Genomic DNA, 14,989 nt, shown 5'->3' with positions numbered 1-14,989 from the left:
CTGCGGTGGGTCAGGTGGTGGTGAGCTTGTTACGCCCGAGGAACTGACTGAGGCTGCCGAACTGCACCTGCTGGATCAGGACGGCCGCGACGATGATGCCGCCCTTGACCATGTTCTGGGCCTCCGTGGAGAGGCCGTTGATCGCGAAGAGGTTGGTGATCGTCGAGAAGATGATCACGCCGAGCAGGGACCCGATGATCGTGCCCCGCCCGCCGCTGAGCAGCGTGCCGCCGATGATCGCGGCGGCGATCGCGTCCAGCTCGTAGAGGTTTGCCATCGCCGCCTGGGCCGAGGTGGCCTGGGCGGTGAGCATGATCGCGGCGATGCCGCAGCAGAGGCCGGAGAGCCCGTAGAGCAGCACGGTGTGCCGCTTGACGTTGATGCCGGCCAGTCGGGCCGCCTCCGGGTTGCCACCCACGGCGACGGTGCGGCGGCCGAAGGTGGTGCGGTTGAGCAGCACCCAACCGGCGATCACCACCGCGGCCAGGATGTAGACCAGCAGCGGGATGCCGAGCACCTTCGTGCTGGCGATGCCGTTGATGAACGTGTTCTCGGAGACCTGCGTCTGCTTGTCGGAGATCTCCGCCGCCAGGCCCCGGGCGGCGACCAGCATCGCCAGGGTGGCGATGAACGGCACCAGCCGGCCGTACGAGATGAGCAGGCCGTTGACCAGGCCCACCGCGAGCCCGACGGTGAGCGCGCAGAAGATCATGCCGCCGGTGCCGTAGCTCTGGGTGGCCACCGTGGTGGCCCACACCCCGGCGAGCGCGACGATCGCGCCGACCGACAGGTCGATGCCGCCACCGATGATCACGAAGGTCATGCCGACGGTCACGACGCCGACCACGGAGGCGAGCTGGAGGATGCTGAGAATGTTGTCCCACACCCAGTCCGGGTTGGAGTACAGGTCGGAGCGGGTGACGGCGCCGATCACGATCAGCACCGCCAGCACACCGATGAGGGCCAGGTTGCGCTTGGCTCCCTCGCCGCCCTCGCCGCGCCACCAGGACAGCCTCGGCGCCGTCCTGGCGTGGTCGGCCGCGGCCGCCGTCTCCGCCGGGTCCACCGGCGGCGACTGGGCCGGTAGCTGCGACGCCCGCTCCGGCGTCGCGGTCGTATCGGTCACTTCACTCATGCCGCCACGCCTTCCATCAGGGACCCCGCCATGACGAGGTCGAGGACGGTGTTCTCGTCGAGTTCGTGGGCCGGAGCCTCGCGGACGACGCGCCCCTCCCGCATCACCAGCACGCGGTCGGCCAGGCCGAGCACCTCCGGGACCTCGCTGGAGACCAGCAGCACCCCGACGCCGCGTGCGGCCAGGGCGCGGATGACCTGGTAGAGCTCGGCGCGCGCGCCGACGTCCACACCCCGGGTCGGCTCGTCCAGCAGCAGCAGCTTCGTGTCGCCGAGCAGCCAGCGCCCGACCACGACCTTCTGCTGGTTGCCGCCGGAGAGGGTGCGCACCGGCCGCCGGACGTCGCGGGGACGCAGCTCCAGGCTGTCGGCGATCCGGTCCGCCTCGGCGCGCTCCGCCGCCGCGTTGGTGAAGCCGGCGCGGGCGTACCGGGCGAAGGTGGCCAGGGTGATGTTGCGGTAGATCGGGTCGCCGAGCAGCAGCGCCTGGCTCTTGCGCTCCTCCGGGGCCATGCCCATGCCGGCGCGGACCGCCGCGCCGACGCTGCCCGGCCGCAACGTCTGGCCGGACATCCGCACCGTGCCGGCCTCCGGCCGGCGGGCGCCGTAGATGGTCTCCAGCAGCTCGGAACGGCCGGAGCCGACCAGGCCCGCGATGCCGACGATCTCACCGGCCCGGACCCGCAGCGACACGTCCGCGAACTCGCCGGAGCGGCTCAGACCGTCCACCTCCAGCAGCTCCGCGCCCGTCGACTCCTCCTCCGGGCGGTCCGGGAAGACATACTCGATGGTGCGGCCGGTCATCCGGCTCACCAGGTCGCGGGTCGGGGTGTCGCGGGCCGGCAGGTTCGCCGCCGTCGTCCGGCCGTCCTTGAGGACGGTCACCCGGTCGCCGATCTCGCGGATCTCCTCCAGCCGGTGGGAGATGTAGATGACGGCGATGCCCTGGGCGGTCAGCTCACGGATGATCCGGAACAGGTTGCCGACCTCGTCGTGGGCGAGCACCGCGCTCGGCTCGTCCATGATGATCAGTCGCGCCTCGTGGGACAGCGCGCGGGCCATGCTGACGATCTGCTTGCCGGCGGCGGGCAGTCGCCGGACCATGCGCCCTGGCGGGATCTCGGCGTGGCCGAGCCGGCCGAGGATCTGCCGCGTACGCCGGGCCATGTTGCCCCGCCGGACGAAGCCCAGTTGGCGCGGCTCGTGGCCGAGGAAGGCGTTCTCCGCGACGGAGAGGTCCTCGACCAGGTCGAGCTCCTGGTAGATGGTGGCGATGCCGGCGCGCATGGCGGCCTGCGGGTTGGCGAAGCTCGCCGGCTCGCCGCGCCACTCGACCAGGCCGGAGTCGGGGCGGTGCACACCGGCCAGCACCTTGATCAGGGTCGACTTGCCGGCGCCGTTCTGACCCAGCAGGCAGTGCACCTCGCCCGCGCGGACCTCCAACTGCACGCCGTCCAGCGCGCGGACGCCCGGGAAGGTCTTGACCACATCCGTGAGTCGCAGCACCACCTCCCCCGCGACGGTGTCGGCCGGAGCCTCGACCAGTGGTGCGTCCGGCGTTCCGCCGTGCGCACCCCCGACCGGCTCTCCTGGTTCGCGCTCGGTCACCACGCCCTCCTCCCGCTCTCGCTTGACGCCTCCCCGAAGAACACCGTCACGACGCCTCCCCGAAGGCCACGTCGCTGGCGAGCACCGCCGCGCCGGCCACCCCCGCCCGCGGACCGAGCTCGGAGAGGACGACGGGCAGGTTGCCGGTGGCCAGTGGCAGCGACCGGCGGTAGACCACGCTGCGGATCTCGGCGAGCAGGATGTGCCCGAGCTGGGCCAGCCCACCGCCGATCACGATCATGGACGGGTTGGTGAAGCTGACCAGGCCCGCCAGCACCCCGCCGACGCGCCGACCCCCGTCCCGGATGAGCTGGATGCAGGTGACGTCCCCCTCGACGGCGCCCTCGGCGACGTCCAGCGCGGTCACCGTGCCGTTCGCGGCCAGGCGCTCGGCCAGCGCGGGCGAGACCCCGGCGCGCGCCGCGACGGTCGCGTCCTTGGCCAGCGCGGCCCCGCTGAACAGCGCCTCCAGGCAGCCGACGTTGCCGCAGGAGCACATCGGACCGTGTGAGTCGACCTGGATGTGGCCGATGTCGCCGGCGCAGCCGTCGGTGCCCCGGTAGACCTCGCCGCTGAGATAGATCCCGCAGCCGATGCCGGTGCCGATCTTCACGAACAGGAAGTCGTCGACGGAGTGAGCGACGCCGCCGTGCCGCTCGCCGATCGCCATGATGTTGACGTCGTTGTCCACGACCGCCGGGCAGCCGTGCTCGCGGGTGAGCAGCTCGCGCACCGGGAACCGGTCCCAGCCGGGCATGATCGGCGGCGAGACGGGCACGCCGTCACGGAAACTCACCGGCCCCGGGACCCCGATGCCGACCGCGTCGAGCCGCTCGTAGGCGCCGTCCACCTTGGCCTTGTCCAGCAGTTCGTTGACCCGCTGGAGGATCAGCTTCGGGCCGGAGCGGATGTCGGCGGGCTCGGCGTAGGCCGCGACGGGCTCGAGCCGGCCGTTCACCACCTCGACATCCATCGAGCTGGCGCCGAGGTCGACGGCGGCGAAGCGCAGGTGCGGGCTGAGTTCCACCAGGGTGGACCGTCGGCCGCCCCGCGAGGCGGCCAGGCCGGCCTCGGACACGTAACCCAGCGCGACCAGGCGGTCCAACTCGGCCAACAGTCGGGGGCGGGGCATCTCCAGGCGGTCGCCGAGCTCGGCCCGGGACGCCGCGCCCTCGTCGCGGAGCAACCGCAGGAGGCGTACGTGCAGCGGGTCTTCCGTCCGCACCGGGATCACCTCCGCCTCGCGGTCCTGTCACATCGGGTCACGTCGTATCGACGCAACCGCGATGTGTTGTGCCCGACACAGTAGGAGCCTTCCGAGCCGCGTGTCCAGAGCTTCAGCCATTCCGTCTCCAACTTTTGTCCGAACGAGCAAAAGCTAATAGTGGATCAAGGAAAGAGTGGCCGCCCCGGACGGGAGGCCACTCTCTCGGTGAAGGGGTGGTCGCGGTCGGTACGCGCCCCGCGCTCAGCCGGCGCGACCGCGCTTCTGCTTCTTGCGGAGCTTGCGGTCGTCACGCAGCTCCACGTACGGCTCCTCGTCGGCGTCGTGCCCGGCCGCGATCGCCCGGCTGCGTTCCAACTCGGCGTCGAACTCGGCACCGAGCAGGATCGCGATGTTGGTCAGCCACAGCCAGACCAGGAAGATGATCACGCCGGCGAGCGTCCCGTACGTCTTGTTGTACGAGCCGAAGTTCGTCACGTAGAAGGCGAACAGGCCGGACACCACCAGCCAGATCACGACGGCCAGCACGCCGCCCGGGCTGACCCAGCGGAAGCCGCCGTGCCGGGCGTTGGGCGAGGCCCAGTAGAGGATGGCGAACATCAGGCTGACCAGCACCAGCAGCACCGGCCACTTCGCGATGTTCCAGACCGTCACCGCGGTGGAGCCGAGCCCGATCGCGTCACCGGCCGCCTCGGCCAGGCGGCCGGTGAAGACCACGATCACCGCACTGACCAGCAGCAGCACGCCGACCACCGCGGTCACGCCGACCCGGATCGGCAGCGTCTTCCAGATCGGCCGCCCCTCCGGCACGTCGTAGATGGCGTTGGAGGCGCGCATGAAGGCCGCGATGTAGCCGGAGGCGGACCAGAAGGCGGCGAGCAGACCGAGCACCGCGGCGAGGCTGGCCAGCCCACCGGACTGCTTCGCCTGGTCGATCGCCTGCTCCAGGATCCGCTGGATGTTGCCCTCGGGGATCGCCTGGCTCACCGTGTCCCGGACGCTCTCGGTGGCGCCCGACCCGAGGAGGCCGAGGATGGAGATCAGCACCAGCAGGCCGGGGAAGATGGAGAGCACCCCGTAGTAGGTCAGGGCCGCCGCCCAGTCGGTCAGGTTGTCGTCCTGGAACTCCCGGACCGTCCGCCGCAGGGCCGCCTTCCACCCCGTGCCGGGCAGTTTGGTCGGGCTCTGGGGCCCCTCGTCCGGCCCCACCGGCGACGGGTCCCGGCGTCCGCTCGCGCCCCCGGTCGCCGCCGCACCCGGCTCCGCGCTGTCGTCCCGGTCACGCCCGCTGCGGGCGGAGGACTCGTCGGCGGTCATCCCGCCCTCCCTCGTCGTCGGTGGTCTCGCCCTGGACATGCCCCGACAACGGCGGCGGATAACCAGCTACTTGTAGAGCAACCGTCCCATCCGACGCGACGCGACCAGCAGCCCCAGCGTCATCACGACGACCAGGTAGAGCACGTCGAGCAGCCAACCCCAACCGGCGGTGCCGAGCGAGATCCCCCGGATCAGGTGCACCGACCGGTAGAGCGGGGTGACCTCGACCAGCCAACGCAGCACGGCCGGATAGGCCTCCGCGGGCACGAACGTGCCGGAGAAGAGGAAGAGCGTGAACTGGGCGGAGCCCATGAGGTCGAAATCCTGCCAGCTGCGCATGAAGGTCGACAGCGCCATGCCGAGCGCCCCGAAGGTGAAGCCCACCAGCACGGCGGCCGGGAACGCGGTGACCGCCCGCGCCGCGCTGGTCAGGCCGGTCGCGGCCATCACCACGAGGAAGGCGGCCGAGTAGGCGCTGCCCCGCAGCATCGCCCAGCCCAGCTCACCGAGGGCGATCTCGAACGGCCGTACCGGGGTGGCGATCACCCCGTCGTACAGCTTCATGTACTTCATCTTGCCGAAGAAGTTGAAGGTGGTCTCCGCGAGCGCACCCGTCATCGCCGACGAGGCGAGCATCGCCGGCGCGACGAACGCCGCGTAGGTCACCACCTGGCCGCCGGGCAGCGTGAGGTCGCCGACCAGCGCCCCGACGCCCACGCCGATGGAGAGCAGGTAGAGCAGCGGCTCGACGAAGCCGGACACGAGCAGCAGCCAGTAGACCGACTTCAGGGCCGCGACGTTGCGCTCGGCCACCGAGGCCGAGCGCCGGGACGCGGCCGAGACGTCGACCAGCCGGGGCAGCACCAGGCTGACCACGAGACCCTCCTAGACCACGAGCCGACGACGGAAGACCCGGTGGGCGAGCAGCCACCCGCCGAACGCCCAGGCCACGAGATAGAGCAGGTGGCCGACGACCGACCACTGCGGAGCGACACCGAGCGTCGCCGCCCGGCAGAGATCGACCGCGTGCCACAACGGCGTCGCGTAGGCCAGCCAGCGCAGCGCCTCCGGCAGGCTCTCGACCGGGAAGAACACGCCGGCGAACAGCGTCATCGGGATGACCGCGAAGCGGAACAACATGGCGAGCCAGCTGTCGCTGTCGACCGCCGCGCTGTAGGCGAAGGTCGGCGCGGCCACGGCCAGACCGAGCAGCGCCGCCACCGGCAGGGCCGCCACCGCCAAGGGCGAGCGCAGCGCACCGAACACCCCGGTGACCAGCAGGAACGCCGTGATGGTGGTGAGCACCCGGAACAGCACGTAGAGCAGGTGACCGGCCAGGATGTCGCCGACCCGCAGCGGCGCGGCGCCCTGCGCGAAGTAGGTCTTGATCCACTGGAAGTTGCTGAACACCGGCCAGGTCGCGTCGCCGATCGCCACCTGGAGGGCGGTCGAGGCGATCAGCCCGGGGACCAACCAGTCGAGGTAGCTCACCCCGTCGACGCCCTGGTCGATGTAGGCGCCGACACCGACGCCGAACCCGAGCACGGTCAGCACCGGCAGCAGGAACGAGGAGAAGACACCGGCCCGCCAGGTGCGCCGGTAGCCGACCAGGTAGTAGTGCAGCACCGCCAGCGCCGGCACCCGGGGCGGCGACGGACGCGCCCGCTCCCCCGCCTGTCGTGCCACACTCACGCGATCACCCCCGGGTCGCCGTCGCTCCGCCACGCCTTCCTACCCCGGGGGTACGACAGGCCCGAGCCACCATACGACCGGCCGGCGTACGTGTCGCGGCAGTTTCGGGCGACCCGGTGACAACCTTAATCTACATAGGTAGTCTGAGCGGCATGGAACCGCTCGGACGGATCGGCGCCGCCACCGTCGACGTGCTGCGGGTGCTGCTCGACAGCGACGAGCCGCGCTGGGGGCTGGAGATCATCAAGGTGACCGGGCGGCCGTCCGGCAGCGTCTATCCCCTCCTCGACCGCCTGGAGCGGCACGGCTGGGTCACCTCCGCCTGGGAGGCGGAGACCGAGCGACGCGGCCCCCGTCGACGGATGTACCGGCTCACCGTGGACGGCGCCGCCGAGGCACGCCGGGTCTGCGCCCGGGCGACGGCCGGCCGCACCGCCCTGCGGTCCACCCGACCCCGGGCGGCGGGATGAGCCGCCGGACAGCGGGGCACACCGCCCACGACCCGGGCGGGGTCACGGCATGAACCGGCTCACCGTCGCCCTGGCCCTCGTCCGCTGCACGGCGGCGCTGCTGCCCGACCCCGAGCAGCGCGCCCGCCACCTCGAACAGTGGCGTGCCGACGTTCGCGGCGCCGCCGAACTCGACCTGTCACCCCTGCGGATCGCGGCGGGCACCGCCGTCGCCGCCGCCCTGATGACCGTCACCACCCGGAAGGAGACGCCCGTGCTTCCCATCGGTCCGCTCGCTCTCGCCCTGCGCCTCGTCGGCGGACGCACCGCCCGCCGGCGTGCCGTCACGCTCGCCGCGCTGTCCGGCATGGCCCTGCTCAGCGGCCTGGGGCTGCTGCTCGCCCAGTGACCCACCCCGGCGGACCGAGGCGACCAGCTACCCACCCCGGCGGCCCGATGCGACGCGGTCCCACCGTCCGGACGGGATGGTTGAGCCGCCGACGGCCCGCGCCCCGGGCGGCGCGGTCGACCACCCGGTCCCCCGAACGGTGGCGGGGCGCGCTACCGCCGGACGCCGCGCGCCACGAACACCCGCCAGGCGTCGGGCGTGAAGGCCAGCACGGGGCCGGACGGGTCCTTGGAGTCGCGGACGGCCACCACACCGGGGAGGTTGTCCGCGACCTCCACGCAGGCGCCGCCGCTGCCGTTGCTGCGGGTGCTCGTGCGCCACCGGGCGCCGGTCAGGTCCATGTCTCCGCCACTTCCGCGATCAGGTCGAGGGACTGCTGCTGCGATAGTGCCTCACCGCGGATCGACTCCCACACCTCGACCATCTGCCGCACGTAGTCGGACCGGTCGATGACCTGCCCGTGGCGCTGGCCGTCCAGGTAGACGACGTCCTCCCCGGCGGGCGCGGTGGCGATCACGAAGGGACCATCGAGCCCAGCGTACGCACCGGCCGACAGCGGCACGACCTGGATCCGGACCCGGGGCAGCGCCGTCGCGGCCTTCACCAGGTGGCGCAACTGCTCCCGCATCACCTCCGGCCCGCCGACGCGCCGCCGCAGCGTGTGCTCGTCGACGACCACGCTGAGCAGCGGCGGCCGGTCCCGGGTCAGCACGCCCTGCCGATCGAGCCGCGCGGTCACCTGCTGCTCGATCTCGTCCGTCCCGAACAGGCCGGCGCCGGCCAGGACCGCGCGGGCGTAGCCCTCGGTCTGCACCAGGCCCGGCAGGTAGAGCGGCTCGAACCAGCGCAGCGCACTGGCCTCCTGCTCGATGCCGGCCCAGTCCCGGAACCACGGCACCACCGTCTCCCGGCTGATCCGGCGCTGGATGCGCTCGAACCGGCCCGCCGCACCGAAGACCACGTCGCAGCGGCGGGCGAAGTCGAGGCTCGGTCGCCGCTCCGAGGTCTCCACCTTGGCGACCAGCGCGCCTGAGTAGCTGAGCGCCTCGGCCAACGCGCTCTGCGACAGGCCACTGGTCGCCCGCGCCAACCGCAGCTCCTCGGCGAAGTGGTCCAGCATGGACGAACCCTCCACGGACACCCTCCGTACATCCTCGTACCGCCGGGGCACGGCTGCCGTACGCGCTGGTCGTCGGCGTGCGGAACCTCCCACCGTAGTCGGCTGCTCACCAGACTGTCACGCAGCGGAACCGCTCACGGGATCGGACGGCGGGCGGAACCAGGCCGGGGCGCCGACGGACGGCGAGGTCCGTCGGCGCCCCCTCCCACCTCGACGGAGGGTCCTCATGAGACTCAGCTTCAGGCGATGCCGTCGCCGGCCGACCGGCGGGGGGCGCTGATGCCCCGCTACCGTCCGCACGTGGCGGCGCGCCCGTCCTGGCGGTGCCGCGGGTGCGGCGCCGCGTGGCCCTGCTCGGCGGCCCGGCTGGCGCTGCTGGGCGAGTATCGGGGCAACCGCACGGGTCTGCTGGTCTACCTCGCCACGCTGCTCGAGGAGGCGACCGGCGACCTCGCCGACCACGACCGCCTGACCGACCGTTTCCTCGGCTGGGCCCGGGGCCGGTGAACGGCTCGGCGCCTCAGTCGACCAGCGTGCGGCCGGTGAGGTGCAGGAACACGTCCTCCAGGCTGCTGCGCCGGACCAGCACGTTGGCCGGGGCGAGGCCCAGCGCGTGCACCTCGGCCAGCGCCGCGTCGCCGTCGGCGACGTAGAGCAGGATGCGGTCGGGCAGCACCTCGACGCGCTCCCCCAGCCCGTCGAGCTTGCCGGCGAACGCCTCCTGCGACTCGGCGGCGAAGCGCAGCTCCACCACCTCGCGGGTCGAGTGTCGCTCGATCAGCGCCCGCGGCGAACCCTCGGCGACGATGCGGCCCCCGTCCATCACCACGAGCCGGTCGCAGAGCTGCTCTGCCTCGTCCATGTAGTGCGTGGTGAGCACCAGCGTCACGCCCTGCTGCTTGAGCCGGAACAGCCGCTCCCACACCAGGTGCCGGGCCTGCGGGTCGAGCCCGGTGGTCGGCTCGTCGAGCAGCACGATGTCGGGCTCGTTGACCAGCGCGCGGGCGATGGTGAGCCGCCGCTTCATGCCACCCGAGAGCGGCTCGACCTTGCTGTCGGCCCGCTCGGTCAGCTGGACGAAGTCGAGCAGCTCCGCCGCCCGCTCCCGGGCCACCCGCCGGGGGATGCCGAAATAGCGCGCGTAGGTGGTCAGGTTCTCCCGCACGGTCAGCTCGGGATCGAGGTTGTCGAGCTGGGGGCAGACGCCGAGCCGGGCGCGGATCGCCGGCCCGTCGGCCACCGGGTCCATGCCGAGGATGCGCAGCTCCCCACCGCTGGGTGGCGAGATGCAGCCGACCATCCGCATGGTGGAGGACTTGCCGGCGCCGTTCGGCCCGAGGAAGCCGAACGCCTCGCCGGGCCGCACCTCGACGTCGATGCCGCCGACGGCGGTGAAGTCGCCGAACCGCTTCACCAGCCCTCGGGCCTGGATGAGGGGTTGAGCCGTGGTCACCTGTCAGACCCTAGCCACCGGGTCCGACAAGCCCACCTGAATTACGGCCGCCCCGCCGCTCGCGGCGCCCCCGCCGGGAACCCATCGACGTGTATCGTCCCTCTGTGTCGACCACCCGTTCCTCCGACGGCTCGCCACCGACGCCGCGCAAGCCCCCGCACGAGGGCGAACGCGCCGCCCCCGGCGACGAGCGCGCGGCACGGGACGACGGCGAGCAGGCGGAGACCGGGGGCGGCGAGCAGGCGGTCCGGCACGACGGCGAGCCGCCGGGAACCGGCAGCCGCGAGCAGTCGGGCCACCACGGCGAAGGCGCGGGCCCCGACGACGGCACGCGGGTCGGGCGGCCGGCGGTGCCGGCGGTGGCACCCGAACTGGCCGCCCAGTTCGAGGACGAGAAGCCGGGCCGGGTGCTGACCGGGCCGGTCGGGTTGCTCGTCGCCGGGGCGGCCGTCGCGGTCGGCGTGCTCGCGCTGTGGCAGGTGTTCCGGCCGCTGCCGCAGGGCAGCAAGTATTACCTGATCATCTTCCTGGCGGGCATCCTGCCGCTGGTCTTCCTCGCCTACCCCGCCGACCTGCGGCTGCGCGAGCGGCTGCGACGCCGCCGGACGACCGGCACCGCCGAGCCGACCGTCGACCGGGGACCGATCCGCGCCCGCCCCACCGTCGCCGACTGGGCGCTGGCGCTGCTGGCGGTGGCCGCCTGCCTCTACCCCGTGCTGCCGGTCGCCGTCGGCTCGGGCGGCGGCGGCTACGACGCCTTCCTCGACCGGCAGGGCCTGCTCGTGCCGCTCGACCTGGTCATGGGCACCGTGCTGCTCCTGCTGCTGCTGGAGGCGTGCCGGCGCACCACCGGGTGGGTCCTGCCCGCGGTCTGCGTGCTCTTCCTCGGCTACGGCTACTACGGCGGGCTGCTCCCCCAGTCCTGGCCGGTGGCGCACGCGGGGCTCGACTTCAGCCAGCTGGTCGACGCGTTCTACAACTCCGACAGCGGCTTCTACGGCACCCCGCTCGACGTGGCCGCCTCGTACATCGTGCTGTTCACCATCTACGGCGCGGTGCTCGACCTCTCCGGCGCGGGACGGTTCTTCGTGGAGCTGTCGGCCGCGGCGTTCCGCCGGTCCCGCACGGCCGCCGGGCGCACGGCCGTCGCCTCCGGGTTCCTGCTCGGCACGGTCTCCGGATCGGGCGCGGCGACGACGGTGAGCATCGGCGCGGTCACCTGGCCGATCCTGCGCCGGGCCGGCTACCCGCCGGAGCGGGCCGGCGGCATGCTGGCGGCGGCCGGTGTGGGCGCGATCCTCTCCCCGCCGACGCTGGGCGCGGCGGCGTTCATCATCGCTGAATACCTGGGCGTCTCCTACCTCCAGGTGCTCGGCTGGGCGACGGTGCCGACGATCCTCTACTACCTGGGCATCCTGCTCTCCGTCGAGATCGACGCCCGGCGCTCCGGCGTACGCCCGGTGGTCATCGACGCCGTCTCGCCGTGGCGACTGCTGGCCCGGTTCGGCTATCACTTCGCCTCGCTGATCGTCATCGTCGGGCTGCTCGCCGTGGGCGTCTCGGCGACCCGGGCGGTGGTCCTCGCGACCGCGCTGGCGGCCCTGCTGTCCCTCCTGGACCGCGCGCACCGGCTCACCCCGCTGCGACTGCTGACCGCCCTGGCCACCGGCGTACGCGGCGTGCTCGCCGTGGCGGCCGTCTGCGCGGCGGCCGGAATCATCACGGCGACCACCACGAAGACCGGCCTCGGCCCGCAGGCAGCGGCGCTGCTGGTGGACGGCGCCCGCGCGGTGACCTCGGACCCGACCCTGGTCCTGGTGCTGACCGCGGTGCTCGCCGCGATCGCGCTCAGCCTGTTGGGGCTCGCCGTGCCGGTCACCGCCTCGTTCGTGATCGGCTGGGTGATCATCGGGCCGGCCCTGATCGACCTGGGGGTGGCCGTGCCGGCCGCCGCCATGTTCGTCTTCTACTTCGCGGCGCTCTCCGAGGTGTCCCCGCCGACCGCGCTCGCCGCCGTCGCGGCCGCCGCGGTCACCGGCGGTCGGCTGGTGCCCACCATGTGGCAGACCCTGCGCTACGCGCTGCCGGCCTACCTGACGCCGATCGCCTTCGTGATCACGCCGGCCGGGCTGGGGCTGCTCGGCATCGGCGGGCCCGGACGCATCGCGGTGGCGGGCCTGGTCGTGGCGCTCAGCGTCGCCGTGCTGGCCGTCGCGGCGGGCGGGTGGCTGCCCGGTGTCGGCCCGGCCGGCGCCCCGGAACGACTGCTCGCCGCGCTCGGCGGCGTGGCACTGCTCTGGCTCGACCCCGTGCCCGTGGCGATCGGCGTCGGCCTGGCCGCCGTAGCGGTGGCGGGGGTGTTCGTACGACGCGGGACCGCCGGACGGGACGGCGGGTCGCGGGCCGGATCACCGGCGGACCTCAGGGAGGTAGGACAGTGAGCGGGACGAAGACTCGGCTCGGGGCGGCGGTGGGGGTGCTCGCGCTCGTCGCGGCGGGCGCCGTGGGCTGCGGCGGCAAGCAGGGCGGGGCGGCCAAGGACGACGCGAGCAGCGAGGTCACCTGCGAGGTGACCCGGGAGACCCGGGTCGGCATCGCGACCGGCAACGCCACCGGCGTCTACTACGTGGTCGGCAACGCCCTCGCCGGGCAGCTGTCCAGCGCCACCGGCGGCAAGCTGACCGGCACCGCCGCGGAGACCGGTGCCTCGGTGCAGAACATCGAGCAGCTCGTCGCCGGCCAGTACGACGTGGCCTTCTCGCTCTTCGACACCGCCGTCAACGCGGTGCAGGGCAAGGGCAGCTTCACCGCGGCGCAGCCGGTCGAGGCGCTGGCCCGGATCTACGACAACTACACGCAGGTGGTCGTCCGCGCCGACGCCGGCATCGCCTCGGTCGCCGACATGAGGGGCAAGCGGATCTCCACCGGATCCCCGAAGTCGGGCACCGAGGTCATCGCCAACCGGCTGCTGGAGGCGGCCGGCCTCGACCCGGCGAAGGACATCCAGGCGCAGCGGCTCGACCTCGGCAAGACGGTCGACGGCGTGAAGGACGGCAGCATCGATGGCTTCTTCTGGTCCGGTGGCCTGCCCACGGGTGGCCTGACCGACCTGTTCACCACGGCCGGCGACAAGGTGCGCTTCCTCGACATCACGCCGCTGCTGCCGAAGATGGCCGAGCTGAACCCCGCCTACCAGGCGGGCACGATCGGCAAGGACGCATACCGCACCCCGACCGACACCCCGACCATCGTGGTGCCGAACGTGCTGCTGGTGCGCAAGGACCTGGACGCGAACGTCGCCTGCGCCATCACCCGCACCCTGTTCGAGCGCAGGGACGCGCTCGCGCAGGCGAACCCGGCCGCGAAGGGCATCAGCCTGGACAACGCCCGCAAGACCGATCCGGTGGCGCTGCACCGCGGTGCGGACAAGGCGTTGCAGGACCTGGGCGCCCGCTAGCGCCAATGCCACGCTCGGTTACCGGCAAGCAGTCTGCCGGCGCCCGCCTCCCGGCAGATCAGCACGCCGCGCTCCTCGCGGCCATGAGTGTGCGCTGGCCGTCGTGAAGTTGCTCGTGTTGGTCAAGCGGGATAGAGGCGGGCCATCTCCTGGATTGTGTCGGTCAGGTGGGCGACCAGCTGCGTGGGCGCGAGGGCCTGGGCGTTCGGGCCGAGGCGGAGCAGAGTTGCGGCGGTGTGTGGCACGTTCTCCATGGGGATGGTGGCTTGGTGCCAGCCGTCCCGGTCGGCGGGTGTGAGGGTGTGAAGGGCCAGCCGGGCGGCCTTTGGACCGAGGACATCGGGGAGGGCGGTGACCCCGTTCGGGGTCAGGCGCACAACGGCGACCTGGTCGGTGTCAGCCCGCTCGTACCGTTCGACATGGGCACGCCAGAAGTCCGCCAGATCGAAACTGTCCGGCCGGGTGACTGTCTCGGGCAGCGGGCGAAGGTCCACGATCGCCGAGACGCGGTAGGTACGCGGCTGGCCGCGTCCCGCGGCGACCAGATACCAGACCCCGGCTTTGAGCACGAGTCCCAGCGGGTGCAGCCGCCGGGTGACCTCGCCGGGCCGGGGCGCCCAGCGGCGGTAGCGGACTTCGATGGTCTGGTCCTGCCAGAGTGCCTCGGCGACGGCGAGCAGGTGTGGCACCGCGTCGGGCTCCCGGTACCAGCCGCGTGCGTCAAGGTGGAAACGCTGCCGGATTCGCATCGACGCGTCCCGGTACGGGGTCGGCAAGGCCGCCATCAGCTTGAGTTCGGCAGCGGCCACCTGGGCGCCCAGACCCAGTTCGGCGGCCGGCTGCGGCATGCCGGTCAGGAACAGCGACTCCGCCTCATCGGCGGTCATACCGGTCAGCCGGGTGCGGTAGCCGTCCATGAGCTGGTATCCGCCGGCTGGGCCCTGCTCTGCGTAGATCGGCACACCCGCAGTGGCGAGGGCCTCGACGTCGCGGTAGACGGTCCGGGCGGTGACACCGAGTTCCGCGGCCAGTTGTGTGGCACTCATCCGTCCCCGGTTCTGCAGCAACAGCAGCAGGGACAGCAGTCGGCTCGCGCGCACCCGAGACAGTCTGCCAAACCCACTG

15 protein-coding genes are annotated in these 14,989 nt (G+C 72.5%); 5 read left to right on the top strand and 10 right to left on the bottom strand.

Annotated elements, in window-relative coordinates; genetic code table 11:
* Nucleotides 1-10 precede the first annotated feature (10 nt).
* From GA0070620_RS28885 to GA0070620_RS28860, 6 genes are all read right to left on the bottom strand, one after another.
* Complete coding sequence (locus GA0070620_RS28885) at nucleotides 11-1,135, bottom strand: ABC transporter permease (protein ID WP_091596076.1); 1,125 nt, start codon at nucleotides 1,133-1,135, stop codon at nucleotides 11-13.
* Nucleotides 1,132-2,643, bottom strand: coding sequence for a sugar ABC transporter ATP-binding protein (locus GA0070620_RS28880; protein WP_172836632.1), 1,512 nt, complete (start codon nucleotides 2,641-2,643; stop codon nucleotides 1,132-1,134). Before GA0070620_RS28880 ends, GA0070620_RS28885 begins: the two co-directional genes overlap by 4 nt.
* Before the next feature lie 145 nt (nucleotides 2,644-2,788).
* Nucleotides 2,789-3,967: an ROK family protein gene (locus GA0070620_RS28875; protein WP_091599531.1), complete on the bottom strand. Its 1,179-nt coding sequence runs from the start codon at nucleotides 3,965-3,967 to the stop codon at nucleotides 2,789-2,791.
* 243 nt (nucleotides 3,968-4,210) lie between these two features.
* Entirely contained in the window at nucleotides 4,211-5,284 is a 1,074-nt protein-coding gene (locus GA0070620_RS28870) for a YihY/virulence factor BrkB family protein (protein WP_091596074.1), read from the bottom strand.
* Nucleotides 5,285-5,350: 66 nt separating this feature from the next.
* Nucleotides 5,351-6,160, bottom strand: coding sequence for an ABC transporter permease (locus tag GA0070620_RS28865; protein WP_091596072.1), 810 nt, complete (start codon nucleotides 6,158-6,160; stop codon nucleotides 5,351-5,353).
* A gap of 9 nt (nucleotides 6,161-6,169) precedes the next feature.
* Entirely contained in the window at nucleotides 6,170-6,970 is an 801-nt protein-coding gene (locus GA0070620_RS28860) for an ABC transporter permease (protein ID WP_091596070.1), read from the bottom strand.
* Nucleotides 6,971-7,128: 158 nt separating this feature from the next.
* Between GA0070620_RS28860 and GA0070620_RS28855 the strand changes: the two genes are divergently transcribed.
* The gene (locus GA0070620_RS28855) at nucleotides 7,129-7,446 is read left to right on the top strand and encodes a PadR family transcriptional regulator (RefSeq protein ID WP_091596068.1); all 318 of its coding nucleotides are present in this window, start codon (nucleotides 7,129-7,131) and stop codon (nucleotides 7,444-7,446) included.
* Between the two features lie 49 nt (nucleotides 7,447-7,495).
* Nucleotides 7,496-7,834, top strand: coding sequence for a hypothetical protein (locus GA0070620_RS28850; protein ID WP_091596067.1), 339 nt, complete (start codon nucleotides 7,496-7,498; stop codon nucleotides 7,832-7,834).
* A 152-nt stretch (nucleotides 7,835-7,986) separates the two neighbouring features.
* On the opposite strand, the gene GA0070620_RS28845 is transcribed toward GA0070620_RS28850, so the two are convergent.
* On the bottom strand, nucleotides 7,987-8,175 hold the full coding sequence (locus GA0070620_RS28845; protein WP_091596065.1) for a DUF397 domain-containing protein: 189 nt from the start codon (nucleotides 8,173-8,175) through the stop codon (nucleotides 7,987-7,989).
* Nucleotides 8,166-8,969: a helix-turn-helix domain-containing protein gene (locus GA0070620_RS28840; RefSeq protein ID WP_231922004.1), complete on the bottom strand. Its 804-nt coding sequence runs from the start codon at nucleotides 8,967-8,969 to the stop codon at nucleotides 8,166-8,168. Before GA0070620_RS28840 ends, GA0070620_RS28845 begins: the two co-directional genes overlap by 10 nt.
* 231 nt (nucleotides 8,970-9,200) lie before the next feature.
* Between GA0070620_RS28840 and GA0070620_RS28835 the strand changes: the two genes are divergently transcribed.
* Entirely contained in the window at nucleotides 9,201-9,461 is a 261-nt protein-coding gene (locus GA0070620_RS28835; RefSeq protein WP_231922003.1) for a flavin reductase, read from the top strand.
* Nucleotides 9,462-9,474: 13 nt separating this feature from the next.
* On the opposite strand, the gene GA0070620_RS28830 is transcribed toward GA0070620_RS28835, so the two are convergent.
* Nucleotides 9,475-10,407: an ABC transporter ATP-binding protein gene (locus tag GA0070620_RS28830; protein ID WP_091596061.1), complete on the bottom strand. Its 933-nt coding sequence runs from the start codon at nucleotides 10,405-10,407 to the stop codon at nucleotides 9,475-9,477.
* Between the two features lie 104 nt (nucleotides 10,408-10,511).
* Here GA0070620_RS28830 and GA0070620_RS28825 point away from each other — a divergent pair, with 104 nt between their 5' ends.
* Entirely contained in the window at nucleotides 10,512-12,848 is a 2,337-nt protein-coding gene (locus GA0070620_RS28825) for a TRAP transporter permease (RefSeq protein WP_231922002.1), read from the top strand.
* Nucleotides 12,845-13,864 (top strand): TAXI family TRAP transporter solute-binding subunit, encoded by a 1,020-nt coding sequence (locus GA0070620_RS28820; RefSeq protein ID WP_091596059.1) that lies wholly within the window; start codon nucleotides 12,845-12,847, stop codon nucleotides 13,862-13,864. The genes GA0070620_RS28825 and GA0070620_RS28820 overlap by 4 nt, the downstream gene beginning before the upstream one ends.
* A gap of 122 nt (nucleotides 13,865-13,986) precedes the next feature.
* Here GA0070620_RS28820 and GA0070620_RS28815 read toward each other — a convergent pair whose 3' ends face one another.
* Nucleotides 13,987-14,964 carry a helix-turn-helix transcriptional regulator gene (locus GA0070620_RS28815; RefSeq protein WP_091596057.1) on the bottom strand — a complete coding sequence of 326 codons (978 nt, stop codon included), beginning with the start codon at nucleotides 14,962-14,964 and terminating at the stop codon, nucleotides 13,987-13,989.
* Nucleotides 14,965-14,989: the final 25 nt, after the last annotated feature.

This window comes from Micromonospora krabiensis, from assembly GCF_900091425.1.
In the GTDB taxonomy this organism is placed as follows: domain Bacteria; phylum Actinomycetota; class Actinomycetes; order Mycobacteriales; family Micromonosporaceae; genus Micromonospora; species Micromonospora krabiensis.
This window is presented reverse-complemented; position numbering and strand designations above follow the sequence as displayed.